The 18,746-nt window shown below is 56.0% G+C and carries 14 protein-coding genes and 1 pseudogene; 8 read left to right on the top strand and 7 right to left on the bottom strand.

Features of this window, described 5'->3' with window-relative positions; genetic code table 11:
• From AC1AWK_RS07620 to AC1AWK_RS07605, 4 genes are all read right to left on the bottom strand, one after another.
• Positions 1-356, bottom strand: a 356-nt coding sequence (locus AC1AWK_RS07620) for a hypothetical protein (RefSeq protein ID WP_476569743.1), incomplete at its 3' end; no start/stop codon positions are given.
• A 687-nt stretch (positions 357-1,043) separates the two neighbouring features.
• Positions 1,044-2,012 (bottom strand): ribokinase, encoded by a 969-nt coding sequence (locus AC1AWK_RS07615; RefSeq protein WP_476569749.1) that lies wholly within the window; start codon positions 2,010-2,012, stop codon positions 1,044-1,046.
• 89 nt (positions 2,013-2,101) lie between these two features.
• Positions 2,102-3,472 carry an MFS transporter gene (locus tag AC1AWK_RS07610; protein ID WP_476569742.1) on the bottom strand — a complete coding sequence of 457 codons (1,371 nt, stop codon included), beginning with the start codon at positions 3,470-3,472 and terminating at the stop codon, positions 2,102-2,104.
• Positions 3,473-3,507: 35 nt separating this feature from the next.
• Positions 3,508-4,461, bottom strand: a complete 954-nt coding sequence (locus AC1AWK_RS07605) for a nucleoside hydrolase (protein WP_476569740.1) — start codon at positions 4,459-4,461, stop codon at positions 3,508-3,510.
• A 496-nt stretch (positions 4,462-4,957) separates the two neighbouring features.
• On the opposite strand from AC1AWK_RS07605, the gene AC1AWK_RS07600 reads away from it, so the two are divergent.
• The gene (locus tag AC1AWK_RS07600; RefSeq protein ID WP_476569738.1) at positions 4,958-6,085 is read left to right on the top strand and encodes an ABC transporter ATP-binding protein; all 1,128 of its coding nucleotides are present in this window, start codon (positions 4,958-4,960) and stop codon (positions 6,083-6,085) included.
• Positions 6,086-6,361: 276 nt separating this feature from the next.
• Positions 6,362-7,771 carry a DUF4032 domain-containing protein gene (locus AC1AWK_RS07595; RefSeq protein ID WP_476569736.1) on the top strand — a complete coding sequence of 470 codons (1,410 nt, stop codon included), beginning with the start codon at positions 6,362-6,364 and terminating at the stop codon, positions 7,769-7,771.
• A gap of 107 nt (positions 7,772-7,878) precedes the next feature.
• On the opposite strand, the gene rlmB is transcribed toward AC1AWK_RS07595, so the two are convergent.
• On the bottom strand, positions 7,879-8,865 hold the full coding sequence (rlmB, locus tag AC1AWK_RS07590) for a 23S rRNA (guanosine(2251)-2'-O)-methyltransferase RlmB (RefSeq protein ID WP_476569734.1): 987 nt from the start codon (positions 8,863-8,865) through the stop codon (positions 7,879-7,881).
• Between the two features lie 125 nt (positions 8,866-8,990).
• Between rlmB and AC1AWK_RS07585 the strand changes: the two genes are divergently transcribed.
• From AC1AWK_RS07585 to AC1AWK_RS07560, 6 genes are all read left to right on the top strand, one after another.
• Positions 8,991-9,440: a nucleoside deaminase gene (locus AC1AWK_RS07585; protein WP_476569747.1), complete on the top strand. Its 450-nt coding sequence runs from the start codon at positions 8,991-8,993 to the stop codon at positions 9,438-9,440.
• A gap of 274 nt (positions 9,441-9,714) precedes the next feature.
• The gene (locus AC1AWK_RS07580) at positions 9,715-11,940 is read left to right on the top strand and encodes an alpha-galactosidase (protein ID WP_476569732.1); all 2,226 of its coding nucleotides are present in this window, start codon (positions 9,715-9,717) and stop codon (positions 11,938-11,940) included.
• A 191-nt stretch (positions 11,941-12,131) separates the two neighbouring features.
• Positions 12,132-13,421, top strand: coding sequence for an ABC transporter substrate-binding protein (locus tag AC1AWK_RS07575; protein ID WP_476569730.1), 1,290 nt, complete (start codon positions 12,132-12,134; stop codon positions 13,419-13,421).
• Between the two features lie 15 nt (positions 13,422-13,436).
• Complete coding sequence (locus AC1AWK_RS07570) at positions 13,437-14,339, top strand: carbohydrate ABC transporter permease (protein WP_476569728.1); 903 nt, start codon at positions 13,437-13,439, stop codon at positions 14,337-14,339.
• Between the two features lie 30 nt (positions 14,340-14,369).
• A complete protein-coding gene (locus AC1AWK_RS07565) occupies positions 14,370-15,236 on the top strand; it encodes a carbohydrate ABC transporter permease (protein ID WP_476569726.1) in 867 nt (288 codons plus the stop codon).
• A 60-nt stretch (positions 15,237-15,296) separates the two neighbouring features.
• Complete coding sequence (locus AC1AWK_RS07560; RefSeq protein ID WP_476569724.1) at positions 15,297-17,123, top strand: alpha-glucosidase; 1,827 nt, start codon at positions 15,297-15,299, stop codon at positions 17,121-17,123.
• Positions 17,124-17,451: 328 nt separating this feature from the next.
• Here the strand turns inward: AC1AWK_RS07560 and AC1AWK_RS07555 are convergent, their stop codons facing one another.
• On the bottom strand, positions 17,452-18,210 hold the full coding sequence (locus tag AC1AWK_RS07555) for an SIR2 family NAD-dependent protein deacylase (protein WP_476569745.1): 759 nt from the start codon (positions 18,208-18,210) through the stop codon (positions 17,452-17,454).
• Positions 18,207-18,746, bottom strand: a pseudogene (locus tag AC1AWK_RS07550) (hypothetical protein); the annotation flags it as partial. The gene AC1AWK_RS07555 and the pseudogene AC1AWK_RS07550, both read right to left, overlap by 4 nt.

The raw sequence follows: 18,746 nt of genomic DNA, 5'->3' as shown, positions 1-18,746 counted from the left end.
GAGGCGGCCGTCCGGTCGTTTCCCCCTCTCCCCTTTTTCGTTCCCCTTCCTTTCCCTTCCTTTCCCTTTCCTTCCCTTCCTTTCCCTTCCTTTCCCTTCCTTTCCCTTCCTTTCCCTTTCCTTCCCTTTCCTTCCCTTTCCTTCCCTTTCCTTCCCTTTCCTTCCCTTTCCTTCCCTTTCCTTCCCTTTCCTTCTGTTCCTTCTGTTCCTTCTGTTCCTTCTGTTCCTTCTGTTCCTTCTGTTCCTTCTGTTCCTTCTGTTCCTTCTGTTCCTTCTGTTCCTTCTGTTCCTTCTGTTCCTTTTCCTGTTCCTTTTCCTTGTCGGTCCTTACGATTTGGTGTTCCGTCGTCGCCCATGCCCCGTTCCCCCTCCCGCCGCGTCCCGTTCATGCCCCGGTTCCCGCCCCGTTCATCCCGGGTTCCCTCCCCCGCCGCGATCCCAACGCCCGTCCTCCTCCCGACTCCCCCCGCCTCCTACGCGACGACTGCAAAACCAACCACACAAAACAACACACATCCAATTCTTGTTTCGTTGTGCCTTGGTTATTGTCTCTGTGCACGCCATCGTTCGCTTAGTGTTTGCGTGGACTCCGAAACCATTTCCTGCCGTCATTCCTCCTTTAGTTTCCTTCGGCCCCTCGAGTCCATACACGTGCTTTTTGCTTTCTCCTACTTCATAAACTCGGTTTTTCTTATTGTTACGCTTGTCTTAAATTTTCCCGTGTGTTGCATCCAATCCGTGTTCTTTTTGAGAAAAGACATTCAGAATTGTTGTACAAAATCCTAGTGGAGTATGCGTCTGCTGACATTCTCCGGTTCTTTTACGCCCCCGAGTTGATGGAGGTGGCTCTCCGATCCGTCACAAGAAGACATGCGATTGTTCAAGGGATTGTTGCGCATCATGCGCCCGCTTTGCATTTGCGATCTTTATAAGATACCTGTGATACAGCGAGTTGGTCGCGATATCCAACCCTGTAGTTATGAAAAGCCCTGCGCCGTTGCTTCCACGTCGCAACAACGCAGGGAAATATAAGAAGCTATACGCTAGTTCTGGAATGCTGCTCGTATCTGAGCGGGAGTGCCGTAAGATGCCTGCGCGCCGTATCCCATAGCCGCATATCCAGCCACATAGGAAGCCAATGTAGCGCTTTCGACAAGAGTGAGCGAGGATGCAAGACCTGAAAGAATGGTACCCATGAATGCATCGCCGCAGCCTGTAGTGTCAACAGCCTTAACGGTTACTGGAGCAATACGGTGTACGGTATCACCATCAATAACAACAGATCCGTCACCGCCAAGTGTAATGACAGCGCGTTGGAAACCGTAATCATGCATGGCGTTAACAATATACTCCCAATTTACTGCATCCCAATTGCCATCAGCAGGTTCGCTGATATGTAGAAGCTGAGCCATTTCGTGTTCGTTCACCAGAAGAATATCGGCGTTATCAATCAACTCGGCCGGTAGCTTTGTCGTAAAAGGAGAGTTGTTTAATAGCACAGTGACGCCAGCCTCGTGTGCCAACGAAGCACATAAGGTTACCGTATCGATGGGGCTTTCCAAGCATAAGCCCAATACCGTGGCACTGGTGATCGGTTCACGCATAGCGGTTACATAATCAACGGTGACTTGGGCGTTCGATCCTGGCGAATATACGATAGTGTTTTCACCGGCGCTGTCCACCGTAATCACTGTGGTGCCACTTGGACCAAGCACGCGGCGAATATGCGAAGTGTCTACTCCTGCTTCGCGTAAATGACCGAGGAGAAAATCAGCATTGGAATCGGAGCCCACGGCGCCAAACATGTGAACATTGGCACCGATACGCGCTGCTGCAGCAGCCTGATTGCCGGATTTGCCTCCCGGGAGAATTTGCAATGGTCCTCCGTTAACAGTTTCACCAGGTTCTGGCAAACGTTCTGTGGAGACTGTGTAATCGGCATTCATTGAGCCAACAACCGAAATGTCGCCCTGAATGCGATCAAGTCGAGCTAATACTTCGTTGATGTTCATCATGCTCCTATATGCTCCTATCGTAAATAACATATGCCGCCCGCCACATTGTCGCCTTGGGCGCTGTGGCGGGCGGCATGAGAAAAGGATTACTTGGTGTAAATGCGCTTGCGGAACGCCACGTACAGCACTAGCCCAAGGAGTACTATCGCGGCGAAGATCAGCAGCAGGTTGGAGTACACTGCGGCCGAACCGGTGGCGCCGATCACGCTGCCGCCACCCAGCGACTGCGTGCCCATCAGGCCGCCGAAGATGGCGATGCCGATGGAGGCGGTCACGTTCATGACCAGATCGTTCATGCCGATACCGCGGCCGGTTTGTTCAGCCGGAACGGTGGACAGCACGGTGTCTACGATCGGGGAGAACATCAGACCCATGCCGGCGTAGAACACGCAGCCGGTGATGGCCAGAGCCACGGTGCCGGCCATCACGCACAGGGCGGAGGCGACAAGGCCGACAATCATCAAACCGGCGGCGGTGAAGATGGCAGCTTCGCGTCCGATCTTGCCGATAATGGCACCAGAGGAGGTCGCGACCACGGTCGCCACGATGAAGGAGGCGAGCAGCACCAGCGAAACCTGCGCGGGCTTCAAGTTGTACACGCTCGTGCCGATGGCGTTATACAGTGGCGAGAACGAGTAGTTGATGAAGTAGAACACGAAGATCAGCGAGATGGCCTTCAGCCAGCGTGAGTTGCGGAAGAACGCGGGCGTGATGAACGGATCCTTCGCCTTGTTGATGTACAGAGCGAACACAACGAACAGCACGGCCGCCGCCGCTAGGAAGAGCCACTGATAATCGGAGAAGAACAGGGTCAGGAAGGCGATGGCTAGGCCGAAGATCAGGAAGCCAGGCACATCCACCTTGACGCCTTGCGCGTTAATTTCCGGCAGGTTCTTCATGAGAATGGGGATGAACAGCACGCTGATGACCGGGATCAGGAACAGGTACGACCAGTCGATTTCGGAGAGGAAACCGCCGGCGACCACGCCGATGGCAGTGGACAGTTGGTAACCTGCGGTGAAAATACCAAAGAATACAACTTTTTCACTGTCGCGTAGGTACTTCGCCGCAACGACGAGGTATACGGAGCCGGAAACCTGAGCGCCTGCGGTTTGGATAGCACGGGCGATGATCACCAGCCAGATATTCATGTGCAGGAAGAAGCCCATAAGCGAACCAACCACCAGTAGCGCCAAGCCGATGACGGTCATGCGTTTGAGCGATACGAAGTCGCCTAAGGATCCGTAGACGAAGCATACGATACCGAGCACGATGCCGGGGATGGCGGTAATCAGCGGGGCTTGTTCGGGGGCGCCAAGGTCTTGTCCTACCTGTGCGAATACGAGATTAAAGGCCTGCAGGCATAGCGTTCCGAGGATGAAGATGACCAGCAGGGGCACAAGCGCGCGCTTGGCGTTCGTGTGGTCATAGGTTGCTTTACGTACAGTCGATGTCATGGGAATACTCCTTATGCAATGGCAATGGCGTCGCTTTAGGCGCGGGCCAAACCGGAGATACGGGTCATGAACTCATTGAGGAAGCGGTCAACGTCAACGCCGACGGCGACTTCCATGGTCTTGTGCGGGTCATTCAGGCGAGTATTGTCGCCAATGGTGCGGCCGCGGGTGTTGCCTTCGGTGTCGACTTGCATGTTGATGGCCAGCGTATTGACCAGCGTCGGGTCAACGGCCACGCCCACTGCCAGCGGGTCATGCAGGCCGCAGCCGCCCAAATGCGGCGAAGTGGTTTCGTACGCCTTGATGTAGTAGTCGGTCATGTCGGCCAGGAAGTGGCCGGCTGGCGTATCCAGGTCGCGCCACTGCTGGGTTTCCTTGCGGGTCAGCAGGGTTTGCAGGGTGACGTCCAGGCCGATCATGGTGGCGGGGATGCCTGAGCGGAAGACGTAGTCGGCAGCGTCGGGATCCTGTGAGATGTTGGCTTCCGTCCAAGCATTGACGTTGCCGCAAACGGTGAGTGCACCGCCCATAAGAACCACGCGGCCGATTTCGTCCTTGATCTCCGGAGCCTTCTTGAGCGCGGCTGCGAGGTTAGTCAGCGGGCCGGTCGGTACGTAGATGAGGTCTTTGCCGTATTGCTTGACCGCTTCGATGATGAAGTCGACGGCGGATTGGGTTTCCGGCTGACGGGATGAGTCGGGGATGGTTACTTCGCCGATTCCGTTGACGCCGTGAATGAAGGCGGAGATTTCGAGCACGCTGAACGAGTCAGTAGTGCTGGAGTGAGGGATACCGGGGTACACCTTGACCTCCGGGTGGCCGAGCAGATCGGTGATGGCCAGGGCATTGCGCACGCCTTGTTCCATCAGCACGTTGCCGTAGGTGCCGGTGATGCCGATGAGTTCGATTTCGGGGCTGCCAAGCGCGTAGGCGATGGCGAGGGCGTCGTCGATGCCGGTGTCGAGGTCGAGGATGAGCTTCTTCGTCATGGGTTATTCCTTTCCATTGGTTGTGAACGGGTATGCTCCGTTCCACACTGGACGTGCGGCAAGAGGTCGGCCCCACGTCCCACGGCTGCCGCCGTGTCGTCGTTGATCGGTTAGCAATACAGCCTGGTGGAAGTAATTCACCTAAATACTATGGTACGCGAAAACATTGCTGGCGTTATGTTTATTTGCGTTTAAGCCGTTTATTCGGCGTGTCGATTAAACGCTTTACTTAAAGGCGGACAGAATAACTGTCGTGTGTCTAAGATTCGCTGAATGAATAATAACGTTGTACAAAAGTTTGGAAACACGCCGTTGAAGAACCCATCGCATCGTGTATAGTTGGTGGTGGCTCAATGAAGAGAAAAAATCAGCTTCGTTGAACCGGCATAATCCAGTACCGGTATAGGCTGGCGCAAGGCTGTGTTGGTTTGTAACGGTAAGAAACCCTTCACAACGGATCGTTCGGCACGTACCTGCCGATGAAAGGAAGAACATCATGGCAGAAGTTGTATTCGACCATGTCACTCGTGTCTACCCGGGCAACGATAAGCCTTCGGTGGATGATTTGAATCTGGACATCAAGGACGGGGAGTTCCTTGTGCTGGTTGGCCCCTCGGGCTGCGGTAAGTCAACCACCCTGCGCATGCTCGCTGGCTTGGAAGAGGTGAATAAGGGCCGCATCCTCATCGGTGGCAAGGATGTCACCACAATGCAGCCGAAGGACCGCGACATCGCTATGGTGTTCCAGAACTATGCTCTGTACCCGCACATGACGGTTGCTGACAACATGGGTTTCGCGCTGAAGATTGCGGGCACGCCGAAGGAAGAGATTCGCAAGCGCGTCGAGAAGGCCGCTGAGATCCTCGATTTGACCGAGTACCTTGACCGCAAGCCGAAGGCTCTGTCCGGTGGTCAGCGTCAGCGTGTCGCTATGGGTCGTGCTATCGTCCGCGAGCCGAAGGTCTTCCTCATGGACGAGCCGCTGTCGAACCTCGACGCAAAGCTCCGTGTGCAGACCCGCACCCAGATTGCTGCTCTGCAGCGTCAGTTGGGTGTCACTACCCTGTATGTGACCCACGATCAGACCGAGGCTCTGACGATGGGTGATCGTATCGCCGTCATTAAGCTCGGCATCCTGCAGCAGGTCGGCGCTCCGACTGAGCTGTACGATCGCCCGGCCAACGTGTTCGTCGCTGGCTTCATTGGCTCCCCGTCGATGAATATTAACGCGCACCCGGTTATCGATGGCAAGGCTAAGATTGGTGAGGACACCATCCAGTTGCCGGCCGAAGCGGTCAACAAATTGACGGCCGAGGACAAGGGACAGATTATCGTCGGCTTCCGTCCGGAAGATGCCGACCTGGCGGCTCCGGATGACATGAACGCCTTCTCGTTGAAGGTTGTTAACGTCGAGGATCTGGGCTCCGACGGGTACATCTACGGTAACATCATCACGGATGGCTCCTCCGCCCAGGCTGCCACCATGATGTCCGATCAGAACAAGCTCACCACGGTTCGTGTGAATCCGCGTGCGCTGCCGAAGGTTGGCGAGACCGTCAAGATTAAGATCGATCCGGCCAAGATGCATCTGTTCGCTCCGTCGACGGAGATGCGTCTGAACTAGTTTTGACCGGGTAGCACCTGTGTCAAAGAGTAAACGAGGTTGATTCTCTTCCTCTCTTACACACCTCGTTGGAAGGACCCCGCGTAGCCGCGGGGTCCTTTTTGTCTGCGTTGAAACTGCAGACAGCCATTGGGGTCTCACATCTGCACTTGGTTTTTCATCGCGTCGTGCGGCTACTTTTCGTTCTGTCCGCCCGCACCGTCTCTTGCATGGGGTTTGCTTCAAGTCATCTCTGTTCCATGCGTGTTCTCCGGGAAAGCGGCTACATTAGGACGTATGGAATTTTCTGCACTGCCGAATATGGATCCGCGAGCTATGCAAGCAACGTCCGTCAATGCCGACGCCGCTTCTCCAGCCAGCGCGGAGCCGCAGGCCTTGACGATTACTGCGGCGAGCTCCAACCCCAAGATGTTCACGTTGCCGTGGGAGCGGCCTTTGGCTACATGGCCTGCAGAGTTGCTGGCGAACCTGCCGCGTGGTATTTCCCGCCATGTCGTGCGATTTGTTCATGTAGGTGATGAAGTGTACGCGATGAAGGAAATTACGCGCAACGTCGCTGAACGAGAGTATGAGATTCTACGACGTTTGCAAAAATTGGAGTTGCCGACGGTTACGCCCATCGCTGTGGTTACCGGTCGTCACGATAAGGACGGCGAGCCGCTGGAGGCGATTCTAGTAACCAAGCATTTGAAGTTTTCGTTGCCATACCGTGCATTATTTGCGCGCAATTTGCGGCCCGACACTGCGGAGCGCTTGATTGACGCGCTTGCCGTGCTCATGGTCAGATTGCATTTGTCTGGCTTCTACTGGGGTGATGTGTCGCTGTCCAACGTTCTGTTCCTGCGCGATGCCGACGCGTTTTCCGCATTTTTGGTAGATGCGGAAACCGGTGACTTGCATCCGTCGCTTACTGAAGGCCAACGGGAATACGATATTGATTTGGCTCGTACCAATATCATCGGTGAATTGATGGATTTGAGTTCGGGGCAGTTGCTGCCAAGCGAAGTCGATGAAGTGGAAATTGGCAATCGGCTTGCCGAACGGTATCACTCGCTGTGGAGCGCGTTGACTGATACCGATAAGTTTGGTCCTGATGAAATGTGGAAGATCGAAAAGCGTGTGAATCACCTCAATGATCTTGGCTTTGATGTGGACGAATTGGAGATGAAAACCGCTGAGGATGGTAAGCGCGTGCTGGTTCGTCCACGTGTGGTGGATGCAGGTTATGCGTCGCGCAAGCTGTTGAGACTCACTGGGTTGGATGTGCAGGAGAACCAAGCGCGTCGCTTGTTGAATGACTTGGATGCCTATCGCGCGTCTACATGGCGAGAGGGTGAAGAGTTGGAGATTGTGGCCACTGATTGGATGCGTGAGGTCTTCGAACCAACCGTGCGTATGATTCCGCGCGAGTACCGTTCGCAGATTGAGCCAGCGCAGTTCTTCCATGAGGTGCTTGATCATCGTTGGTATCAGGCCGAAAAAGCCGGGCACGACGTGCCCATGCGTGAGGCGGTGGAAAGTTATATCGACAACATTCTGCCGCAGTATAAGTTGGATACCAAGCTGATGGATGCGATTATCGCGGATGCTGATTCTGGTGTTATCGACGATGAGTATACCTATAACGACGTCGATGGTGGCTATAACCCGGATGATGATCCCGATGCAGCGGTGTGGAGCCACTGATATCAGGCTTGCTCGCGTACATACAGTAATGAGGTGGACGGTCACATGATTGACCGGCCACCTCATCGTATGGAGCGACTAATAATGAGCGGCTCTTACCTGAGATTCTACTGCGCGGCCTTACGTCGGGCCGTGGCCACGGCATACAGGCTGATGCCAGCGGCGACGGAAGCGTTGAGTGATTCGACGCTGCTGGAAATCGGGATTCCAGCTATGGTGTCGCAGGACTCGCGCACCAAACGGCTCAGACCCTTGCCTTCGGAGCCAAGCACCACGACGAGTGGATCGGTTTCAAAGCCGGTTTCGCCGACGAGTGAGTCGCCGCCACCGTCAAGGCCGATGGCATAGAAGCCACGGTCACGCAGTCCTTCGATGGCTTTGTTCAGATTCACCACGCGGGCGACCGGCATATGTGCGGCGGCGCCGGCGGATACCTTCCAAGCGGCGGCGTTCACGGATGCGCTGCGGCGCTCAGGCAGAATGACGCCGTTAGCGCCGAAAGCTGCGGCGGAACGGATCACGGCTCCGAGATTATGCGGGTCGGTAACGCCGTCAAGCGCGATGAACAAAGGCCGCGCCGCGATGCGGGTTGCCGCAGAATTGACGGCTTCCATGGCGCGCGCTTTCTTTTCGGCGCGGTCCACCAGCTCCTGCAGGGACGAATATTCGTATGGCTGCACCTTGAGAATCACGCCTTGATGATTACTGGAACGGGCGATGCGATCCATTTCCAAACGGTCGGCTTCCAGCAGGTGCAAGCCCATGTTGCCGGCCAGGCGCACGATGTCGCGGGTGCGGTCATCGTGCTCAATGCGCGCGGCGACATACAACTGCGTGGAAGGGACGCCGGCTCGCAGCGCTTCCAATACGGCGTTGCGGCCAATAACCAAGTCGTCCGTATCGGAGCTGAACTTCGCCGCGCGGCGACGCGCCGCAATGCGCGGATCAGCCATTTTACGGCGATCTGCAACCTTCTTCGCCTTATATGCCTTGTGATATACGCGATCCTCGGCCTTGGGCGTCGGACCCTTGCCGCGTAACGCGTTGCGATGCTTTCCTCCCGACCCTTTGGTCGGACCTTTCTTCAATGCCATGTATGCCATTGTCCCAGCACCCAAGGGCAAATGAGGGTCGGTACACTGGAATCATGACTGAATCCACGAATCATTCGGACACGCCTACTGCTGCGACGGCCTTTGGACGGCGAGAAATCGCCGACATGGCAATGTCTCAAGCGCTGGTTCAAGCTCTGGGCGCGCAGCATGACGGTGACGTGCCGGTCGGTGCGGTGGTGGTTGATGAGCAAGGCGCGGTGATTGGGCGGGGCCGAAATCGCCGGGAAGCACATGGCGATCCGTTGGCACACGCCGAAGTGGAAGCCTTACGCGAGGCGGCGACTAGTCGAGGTGGCTGGCGGTTGCGGGACTGCACGTTGGTGGTGACGTTGGAACCTTGCCCCATGTGCGCCGGGGCATGTGTGCAGTCGCAGGTTGGAGCCGTCGTGTTCGGTGCATGGGATGCCAAAATGGGGTCATGTGGTTCGGTATGGGACATTCCCCGTGATCCGCATATCGGCAGTGCACCGCAAGTATGGGGAGGCGTGCGCGAACAGGAATGCTCTCAAGTATTGACGGATTTCTTCCAAGGTCGGCGCTCGCAGGAAGCATAGCCAGGTAACGGCTGTCTATGTTTTCTTGCCGTATGAACAGACACTCCGTAGCATGGCAAGGAAAGCGTTTGTTCATAGTATCGAAAGCAGCTGGTATTCCTCGGCATATTTGCCGAAGTCGGCGTAGGCTGATTACAAAGGCGGGCGTTGGCGTCTGTCAACTTCCCAAGTATGGTCGGGCGTGCACTATTACCGATGATGCTTGGTTGATGTCGGTCGCCGTAAGAATGCCGGCGCATCTGACCGTTGTTAAGAACAGTAAAGGGGTCGTGCAATGACGCGCATGGAAATGCTGCAAGGTACTAGCGCCAATGGGGCGAAGCTGCAAGTGGCGTATATCGAACGCACAGAAGCCAAGGTGGCTGTGGCGCTCGCTTTTGTAGACGAAGATATGCCGCGGTTCGTGCATTGGGGGCGTCCGCTGTCCAACCCGCACACCGCGTTGGACATGTGTGACGCGCAGCGCCCGCAGCGCGTGTCGGGTGAATTGGACGATACGCCATGGCCGAGCGTACTGCCCACGCAGGCCGAAGGTTGGATCGGCAAGCCGCGTTTCTCGGTGCGTCGCAACGGCACTGAGTTGCTGTGCAAGTGGAGCGTGGTGGATATCGCCGCAGAAGAGGCTCAGGCGTCAGTAACCGTCTACGCGCAGGATGTCGAGCAAGGCGTTGGTGTGCAGTGGAGCTGTGTGCTGGAACCTGACGGGCTTATCCGCCAGTGGGCACAGGTGCGCAACCTTGGCGAGGGGGCGTTGGCAGTGGGTGTCGTGGAACTCGGGTTCCCGCTGCCCACGAACGCCAGCGAAATCCTCACCACCACCGGCCATCATCTGCGCGAACGTTCCCCGCAGCGTCAGCCGCTCACCATCGGACGTTTTGAGAAGGCCACCTATGTCGGACGTCCTGACTTCGACGCATCGTTGCTGCTGAACGCAGGCACTCCGGGATTTGGGTTCTCTCACGGCGACGTGTACTCCGTGCACGTCGGCTGGAGCGGCAACAGCGTACTTTCCGCGGAACGACTGCCTTATTCTCAAGGCCTTATCGGTGGCGGCGAAATCCTCATGGGTGGCGAAATTACCCTCCCGCAGTACGAAGCCGACAACGAATCCATCACAACCTACACCACTCCGTGTGTCTACGGTTCCTACGGCGAAGGACTCAACGAAGTCGCCCATCGATTCCACGCATACGTGCGTGCGCTGCACCCGAACTTCGCCACCAAGCCGCGTCCGGTGATCCTCAATACGTGGGAAGCCGTCTACTTTGACCATGATTACGACACATTGACTGCATTAGCGGATAAGGCAGTGGAAAGTGGTGTTGAACGTTTCGTTGTGGACGACGGCTGGTTCGGCTCCCGCCGCGACGACACCTCCGGACTAGGCGACTGGGAAATCTCCCCCGAAGTGTGGCCCGAAGGGGCGAAGAGCCTGAAGGCGCTCGCGGATTACGTGCACGGCAAGGGCATGGAGTTCGGCCTGTGGTTCGAGCCGGAAATGGTGAACCGCGATTCCGATATGTTCCGCAACCATCCTGACTGGGTGCTCAAGCCCACTGCATCGCGCCTGCCGATGCAAGGTCGTACGCAGCAGGTTGTCGACCTAACGAATCCCGATGCCTATGCGTATGTCTATGGCGCAATGGACACGCTGGTCGGCGAGCTGGGCATCGATTACATCAAGTGGGATCACAACAAGCTGGTGACGGAGGCGGTTTCGCCGCGTTCCGGCCGTCCCGCAGTGCATGAGCAGACGCTTGCGGTGTATCGTATCTTCGCTGATTTGAAGGCCGCGCATCCGGGCTTGGAAATCGAAAGCTGCTCGTCGGGCGGCGGTCGCGTGGACCTTGGCATACTGACCGTTGCCGACCGTATCTGGGGGTCGGACTGCGTCGACCCGGTGGAGCGTGCCGATATTCAGCGTTATACGTCGTTGCTGGTGCCGCCGGAGATGATCGGCGAGCATGTGGGCGCAAGCCCAGCGCATTCCACGCATCGTGCGACAAGCCAGGAAATGCGTATGGCGATGGCGTTCTTCGGCCATATGGGTATTGAATGGAATTTGCTCAAGGAGCCGCAGGCGGACATTGACAAGCTTGGTGTGTGGGTGTCGTCATTCAAGGAGCATCGTAATGATTTCGCCGCTGGCATGGTGTTGCACGGCGACAGCGTCGACCCGGCGGTACGAGTGGATGGTGTGATGAGCGCGAACGGCGAGCGAGGCGTGTTCCGCTTTACGCAGTTGACCACATCGCAGTCGTATCCGGCACAGACGATCACGATTCCCGGCCTGCAGGCGGATGCGGTGTATCGTGTCGCGCCGCTGGCATGCAGCATGGATCTGGATACGCCGGGCATTGGTTGCGGTCAGAGCCCGTTGGGATGGTGGCGTGAAGCCGGTGTGGCGATGACTGGCGAAGCCCTCCGCGCGTATGGACTGCGTCCGCCAGCGTTGCATCCGGCGCAGGCGGTGCTGTTTACGGTTACCAAGGAGGCGTAGCCGCGCTCGCCTAAGAGACGCAACGCACCTCGTCCGGAGTGACCGGCCGTCAGGTTTTTCAAGCCTGACGGCTTTTTATTTCCGTGTGGGGAAAACTCGCGCAAAGTGGGAATGAAAAAACAATTCCCGTATGGTCGCTCGTAAAGCGGGTCGGCACTGAAGCCGACTTGAGGACAGCAAAGGAGTCGTTCATGATGGCAGATTCCCACCCGAAAACAGCGATGCGCCGGGTATGGCGTCGTGTCGCCGCCGTGTGTGCGGTGGCAGCGATGGGGCTTGGCGTGGCCGGATGTGGCAACAGCACCGCGCAGGTGGTGACCTTGGATTTCTTCCAATACAAGGCCGAGGCCGCGGATTGGTTTACGAAGAAGGCCAAGGAATTCGAGAAGACCCATCCGAACATTCGCATCAATGTGAATAATTCGTCGTCGGCGACGACCGATTTGCGCACGCGATTGGTGAAGAGCCGTGAGCCTGACGTGCTTACGATCAACGGCGACATCAATTATGGTTTGCTGGCGGAAACGGGCGTGTTCCATGATTTCACGGACGATCCAATTGTCGATGATATCAACGCCGGCATGGTGGACATCGCCAAGAATCTGGTGCAGACCAGCGACCCGGCGAAGAAGCGTCTGTATGCGATTCCGTTTGCGGGCAATGCCAGCGGATACATTATCAATGTTGATTTGTGGCGCAAGGTTGGACTTGATCCTTACAATCCGCCGAAGACGTGGTCGCAGTTCCTGAAGGTGCTGCAAACGTTCAAGGATGCGGGCGTGGCGCCCATCGAGGCGAGCTTGGCGGATTCGTGGACGATTCAGGCTCCGCTGTCCTCGTTGAACTCCACGCTGGTGCCCGAGTCGGAGTATGCAGGCTTGAAGACTGGCAAGACGACGTTCAAGAAGTTGTGGACGCCGGTTGCCGAAAAGATGGTGGAACTGTTCAAGAACTACACGCAGGACAATCCGTCGGTGACGTATCAGCAGGCGACGCAGGATTTCGCCGCTGGCAAGGCTGCGATTTTGCCCTTGGGCACGTATGCCATTCCTCAGGTGCGGTTGATCGACGAGAATATGAATCTGCGGTTCGCGCAGATGCCGGCGACGGATGATGCGCAGGGCCAGAAGCTCACCGCCGGTGACGACGTGTTGCTGACTATTGGCGCTCATACCAAGCATTACAAGGAAGCACGCGAGTTCGTTGATTTCTTGATGCAGAAAGATAATTTGGAAGATTATTGCAAGAATCAATCGGCGTTCGGTCCGTTGAAGGAAACGTTCGTGGGCGACGAGGCGTTGGAGGGCGTGACGTCGTTCTTCAAGAGCAATCGGATTACTGATTTTTGCGATCATTATGTCCCGGCAAGCATTAACTTGGGCGGTTTCCTGCAAACGCTGGTGACGAATGGCAATGTCTCCACGTTCCTGAACAACATGCAGACGGAATACGACAAGGTCCAGGCGCGTAATTTCCGCTAGGAGGAGAGGGTGAAGATGCAATCTGTTACGAAGAACAAGAAGGTTAGCCAGTTCTCCACGCGTAAGGTGGACAAGGCATATTACTGGATGACGGTTCCGGCGGCTATTTTGGTGGCGGTGTTCCTGTACTGGCCGTTCCTGCAGGGCGCGTTCTATTCACTGACGAATTCGCAGGGGTACGGCTCGTGGAGTTTCATCGGGTTGAAGAATTACATCGCGATGTTTTCCGATAGTCGTGTGGGGCATGCCTACCTGTTCACGATTGTCATTGCGGTGTTGATTACGGTGGGTACGAATTTCCTGGCACTGTTTTTGGCAGTGATGTTGAACTCCAAGATCGCGTTTAAGAATGGGTTCCGTGCCATCTTCTTCATTCCGTACACCTTGTCGATTTTGGTTATCGGCTACGTGTTTAAGTACATTTTCATGGTGCCGTTGCCGCAGTTGGGCAAGTCTTTGGGGATGCGCTGGCTGTCCGAGTCGATGCTGACGAATCCCGATCTGGCTTGGTTCCCGATTGTGTTCCTGTCGATTTGGCAGGGCGTGGCGTATACGACGCTGATCTATCTGGCCGGTTTGCAGACCATTGATACGGAGGTGTATGAGGCCGCGCAGATTGATGGCGTCAACGGTTGGCAGAAGTTCTGGCAGATTACGTTCCCGCTGATCGGACCCTTCTTCACGATCAATATGGTGTTGAGCCTCAAGGGCGCGCTGGGCGCGTTCGACCAGGTGGTCGCGTTGACTGGCGGCGGCCCGGATTCCAAGACGGAAACGGTGTCGTATCTGATTTTCTCGAATGGTTTGGGCAACGGCGAATACGCCTATCAGATGGCGAATGCGGTGACGTTCTTCATCGTGTTGGCGGTGTTGGCGTTCATTCAGTTGAAGTTCTTCGGCAGCAAGGAAAAGGTCTGACCGTCGGTCGGGTCATGAAGGAGCATGGACATGACGAGTGCATATGTGAATACGGCTGCGGCCGGGAAGCCTGAGAAGTTGCGCCGCGATCATACGGTGAATTGGTGGCTGACGGCGGTGATTGCCGTACTGTCCCTGACGGTGTTGATTCCGTTGTATTTCACGGTGGTCACCGCGTTGAAGACTCCTGCGGAGGCGGGCGGTTTCGGCCTTCCCTCCTCTTGGCAGTGGCATAATTTCGTGGATGCGTGGAATAAGGTCAACTATCCGAAGGCCGCGCTGAATTCCGCGATTATCACGGTGGCGGCGATTGTGCTTACCTTGCTGTCGAATACCTTTGTGGCGTATGCGGTGGCACGCAATATGGATAAGCGGTTCTTCCGTTTTCTGTATTACTTCTTCCTGGCGATGATGTTCGTGCCGTTCACGGTCATCATGCTGCCGGTGGCGCATGAGATGGGGTCGTTGCATTTGGATAATCAGCTGGGTCTGATCGTGCTGTACACGATTTTGGGCTTGGGTACCAATCTGTTTATTGCGATTGGTTTCATCCGTTCGATTCCTGAGTCGTTGGAGGAGGCCGCCCGCATGGATGGCGCCGGCACATGGCGTATTTTCTGGACGATTATTTTCCCGCTGATGGGCCCCATCAATGCCACGATTGCCATTATGACGGCATTGTGGGCGTGGAATGATTTCTTGCTGCCGTTGATTACGTTGACCGACCAGTCGAATCAGACGATTCCGTTGGCTCAGTACGTGTTCAGCTCGCAGTTCGCGACGAACTATCCGATGGCGTTCGCTTCGTATCTGATGGCGATGGCTCCGGTGCTGGTGGTGTATGTATTCGCTCAGCGTTGGGTTGTCGGCGGTGTGATGCGCGGCGCGGTCAAGTAGGCCATGATGCTGTGCGCTGCTGTAGCACGGTAGTGTGGTGTTGGTATTGAGGAGGTTGTGATGACTACTGAACAGCGTGGCGTGCTGCCGTCGGATGTCCGGACGAATGGTGCGCAGGAGAATCCTTGGTGGGCGAATGCGGTGGTGTATCAGATTTATCCGCGGAGTTTCCAGGATTCTAATGGGGACGGTATCGGTGATTTGCGAGGCATCATTAGTCGGCTTGATTACATTGCCGATTTGGGCGTGGATGTGATCTGGCTGTCGCCGGTGTATAAGTCGCCGCAGGATGACAATGGCTACGATATTTCGGATTATCAGGATATCGATCCGTTGTTTGGCACCTTGGATGATATGGATGAGCTGTTGGTCGAGGCACATCGCAGGGGCTTGAAGGTCGTGATGGATCTGGTGGTGAACCATACGTCGGACGAGCATGCGTGGTTCCAGGCCTCGCGCGACAAGGATAGCCCGTATGCGGATTGGTATTGGTGGCGTCCTGCCCGTCCTGGCTGCGAGCCGGGTACGCCGGGTGCGGAGCCGAATCAGTGGGGCTCGTATTTCGGTGGTTCTGCGTGGCAGTATGATCCGCAGCGCGGTGAGTATTTCTTCCACCAGTATTCGAAGAAGCAGCCTGATTTGAATTGGGAGAATCCTGCGGTCCGTCATGCGGTGTACGACATGATGAACTGGTGGATGGACCGTGGTATTGATGGCTTCCGCATGGATGTCATTACCCAGGTGTCGAAGGTGATTGACCGTAATGGTCGTTTGCCTGGCGAGGTTGGCAGTGAGATTCCTGATGAGCCGGTGGGGCCTGAGGGCTATTCGAACCCGGGTGGTTTCTGCTCGGATGGTCCTCGTATCGACGAGTTTCTTGCGGAAATGCGTCGCGAGGTGTTCGAGGGCCGCGATGGTTTCTTAACGGTGGGTGAGGCTCCGGGTATTACACCTCCGCGCAATGAGCACATCACCAATCCGGCGAATAAGGAATTGGACATGCTGTTCCTGTTCGATCATGTTGGCGAGGGTGAGGGCCGTTCCAAGTGGGAGTTGGTCCCGTTCAGCATGCCGTGGCTGCGCGGTAAGCTTGCCGCTCAGCAGGATGCGGTGAAGGATGCCGGGTGGGCGAGCCTGTTCTTCTGCAATCATGATCAGCCACGTGTGGTGTCGCGTTGGGGCGATGATAGTTCCGAGGAGTCTCGCGTGTTGTCGGCTAAGGCGTTTGGCTTGTTGCTGCATATGCACCGTGGTACACCGTACATTTATCAGGGCGAGGAGTTGGGCATGACGAGTGCTCATTTCACCTCGCTTGAGCAGTATCGTGATTTGGAATCACTTAATGCGTTCAAGCAGCGTGTTGAGGAGGCGAAGATTCAGACACCGGAATCGATGATGGCGTCGTTGGAGAAGATCAGCCGTGATAATGCTCGTACGCCGATGCAGTGGGATGGTTCGAAATATGCGGGCTTTATGCCGCCGGATGCTTCGGGCGAGCCGTGGATTGCGGTGAATCCCAACCATGTGCGCGTGAATGCTGCCGCGGAGTTTGATGATGTGGATTCGGTGCATGCGTTTTATAAGCGACTGATTGCGCTTCGTCATTCGATGCCGGTGATTGCTGCGGGTGAGTGGGATTTGGTTGATGCCGATGATTCTGCGGTGTATGCGTTTGTGCGTACGTTGGGCGATGAACGTGTGCTGGTTATGGTGAATTTGTCGGGCCGTACGGTTTCGATTCCTGCGCAGAGCGCGGGGTTGCTGTCCGAGCCTGATGATGTGGATGCGTCGGCGATGTTAGTGTCGACGTATGATGTCGAGCATGCGTTGCATTCGGCGAAGTGTGGCGAGTTGGCGCCGTGGGAGGGCATGGCCGTTCGTTGCTGAGTGAGGAACGTCGGGATAGCGCCGTCGCAAATGTTGAGACGCGACCTGTCCTGGATTGCGGAAGTGTCACTGTATTGTGACTGGCGCGTTGTGGGAACGTCGGGCATATTCATGATGATGGCTGCGATGAGATTGCGGCTGGCTCATGGATTGCCCGGCGTTTGTCGTTGTCTGGTTATCGAGTTGCCTGTTTATTGGGTTGTCCGGTATCTTGCATTGTCCACGGTTTTCCTGTCCGGTACTTTAGTTCCCCATTGTTGGTAGTTGCAGGGCATTGTTGATTGTCTGTCTTGTTGCATTGTCCACTGTTTTTAACTGTCCAGCATCTTTATTGGCGGTGCTCCGCGACGATGGTGTCGTGCACGAGCTTCGGCAGTGCGACGGCGATATCGTCGTGGATGAGTGTGGTGGCGAGATGATCGTAGGCGGTGCGGCCCATGTTCATGATGGTGATGGGCTTGTTGAGTTCCGCGGCGGCTGGCACGAGCGATGCGGCTGGCCAGACTTCCAGTGTTGATCCGATGACCCAGAGCTCGTCAGATTGCGCGATGGCGTCGATGCAGCGTTCTATGGCACCTTCGGGTAGTGCTTCGCCGAAGTAGACCACGTCAGTTTTGATGAGTCCATTGCAGGGCATGTTCCCGCTGTACGGCAGTTTGCGGTGACAGTGCGGGTCGGGTTCCTGGTCGAGATTGTTCATGATGGCTGTGGTGTCGTATGTGGCGTGGCAACGCATGCAATGACTGGTGCCGATGGTGCCGTGCAGGTTGACGATGAGCGATGGCGAATTGCCTGCTTTTTCATGCAGCGCGTCGAAGTTCTGGGTGGCGAGTACCGAAAGCATGCCTGCGTGTTCGAGCGTGACGAGTGCGCGGTGCGCGGCGCCTGGCGTGGCGTTCCATACGGGTGATTGTTGCTGCCAGCGCCATGAGTACGTGCGTTCTTTGGCGTCGCTGAGAAAGGCTTCGATGTCGTACACCCTCGTTTGTTCGGGGTGTTTGGTCCATACACCGTTTGGTCCTCGGAAATCGGGGATGCCTGCTGATGTTGATATACCTGCTCCGGTGAGTATTGCTATACGTGTCATGGTTCTAGGCTTATCACATGCCGGACGGCTTTTCTTGGCGTTGCTCTCTTCCTGGTGTGCGTCGATCTTCCCTTGTTGTTCTCCCATCGTCCGCTTAATCTCTTGTTATTTGTTCCTGTGTTTTTGCTGGTTTGCTTCTTTGCCTTTCCGTACTTGTTGGCCACATCTTCCTTGCTGGTTTGTCTTTGTTCGATCGTTGTTTTTGATTTTTCCTTGTTGGTTTGCCTTGTTTTGTTTCTCCTTGTCGGATCTTTTGTGGTTTGTTCCTGTCTTGTTTTTCTAGGAGTGGTGCTTATTGTTGACGGCGCGCGGTGGTGGTGTTGGTTTTTGGTGGTGTGGGTGGTTGGGTGTGGTGGGTTTGTTGTCGTTTTGGGTGGTTGTGTTGGTTGGTTGGGTGGTGTTGTTGTGTTTTCGACACGCCGTGTTTGGGTTGGTTTTCCGGGGGTTTGTGGTGTTTTTTGGTGGGTGGGGTTGCGTGGGGCGTTCGGGTGGTGTAGGTTGTTTTCTTGCTGCCCGGCGCTGGCCGCTTGTTCCTG

The sequence above is a fragment of the Bifidobacterium sp. LH_491 genome (genome assembly GCF_056356495.1).
This window is presented reverse-complemented; position numbering and strand designations above follow the sequence as displayed.

Excerpts from the sequence above, each read along its gene's own strand:
- rlmB (WP_476569734.1), bottom strand. The coding sequence starts at position 8,865 with ATGGCATTGAAGAAAGGTCCGACCAAAGGGTCGGGAGGAAAGCATCGC.
- AC1AWK_RS07560 (WP_476569724.1), top strand. The coding sequence starts at position 15,297 with ATGACTACTGAACAGCGTGGCGTGCTGCCGTCGGATGTCCGGACGAAT.
- AC1AWK_RS07605 (WP_476569740.1), bottom strand. The coding sequence starts at position 4,461 with ATGACGAAGAAGCTCATCCTCGACCTCGACACCGGCATCGACGACGCC.
- AC1AWK_RS07555 (WP_476569745.1), bottom strand. The coding sequence starts at position 18,210 with ATGACACGTATAGCAATACTCACCGGAGCAGGTATATCAACATCAGCA.
- AC1AWK_RS07600 (WP_476569738.1), top strand. The coding sequence starts at position 4,958 with ATGGCAGAAGTTGTATTCGACCATGTCACTCGTGTCTACCCGGGCAAC.
- AC1AWK_RS07570 (WP_476569728.1), top strand. The coding sequence starts at position 13,437 with ATGCAATCTGTTACGAAGAACAAGAAGGTTAGCCAGTTCTCCACGCGT.
- AC1AWK_RS07595 (WP_476569736.1), top strand. The coding sequence starts at position 6,362 with ATGGAATTTTCTGCACTGCCGAATATGGATCCGCGAGCTATGCAAGCA.
- AC1AWK_RS07565 (WP_476569726.1), top strand. The coding sequence starts at position 14,370 with ATGACGAGTGCATATGTGAATACGGCTGCGGCCGGGAAGCCTGAGAAG.
- AC1AWK_RS07575 (WP_476569730.1), top strand. The coding sequence starts at position 12,132 with ATGATGGCAGATTCCCACCCGAAAACAGCGATGCGCCGGGTATGGCGT.
- AC1AWK_RS07610 (WP_476569742.1), bottom strand. The coding sequence starts at position 3,472 with ATGACATCGACTGTACGTAAAGCAACCTATGACCACACGAACGCCAAG.
- AC1AWK_RS07585 (WP_476569747.1), top strand. The coding sequence starts at position 8,991 with ATGGCAATGTCTCAAGCGCTGGTTCAAGCTCTGGGCGCGCAGCATGAC.
- AC1AWK_RS07580 (WP_476569732.1), top strand. The coding sequence starts at position 9,715 with ATGACGCGCATGGAAATGCTGCAAGGTACTAGCGCCAATGGGGCGAAG.
- AC1AWK_RS07615 (WP_476569749.1), bottom strand. The coding sequence starts at position 2,012 with ATGAACATCAACGAAGTATTAGCTCGACTTGATCGCATTCAGGGCGAC.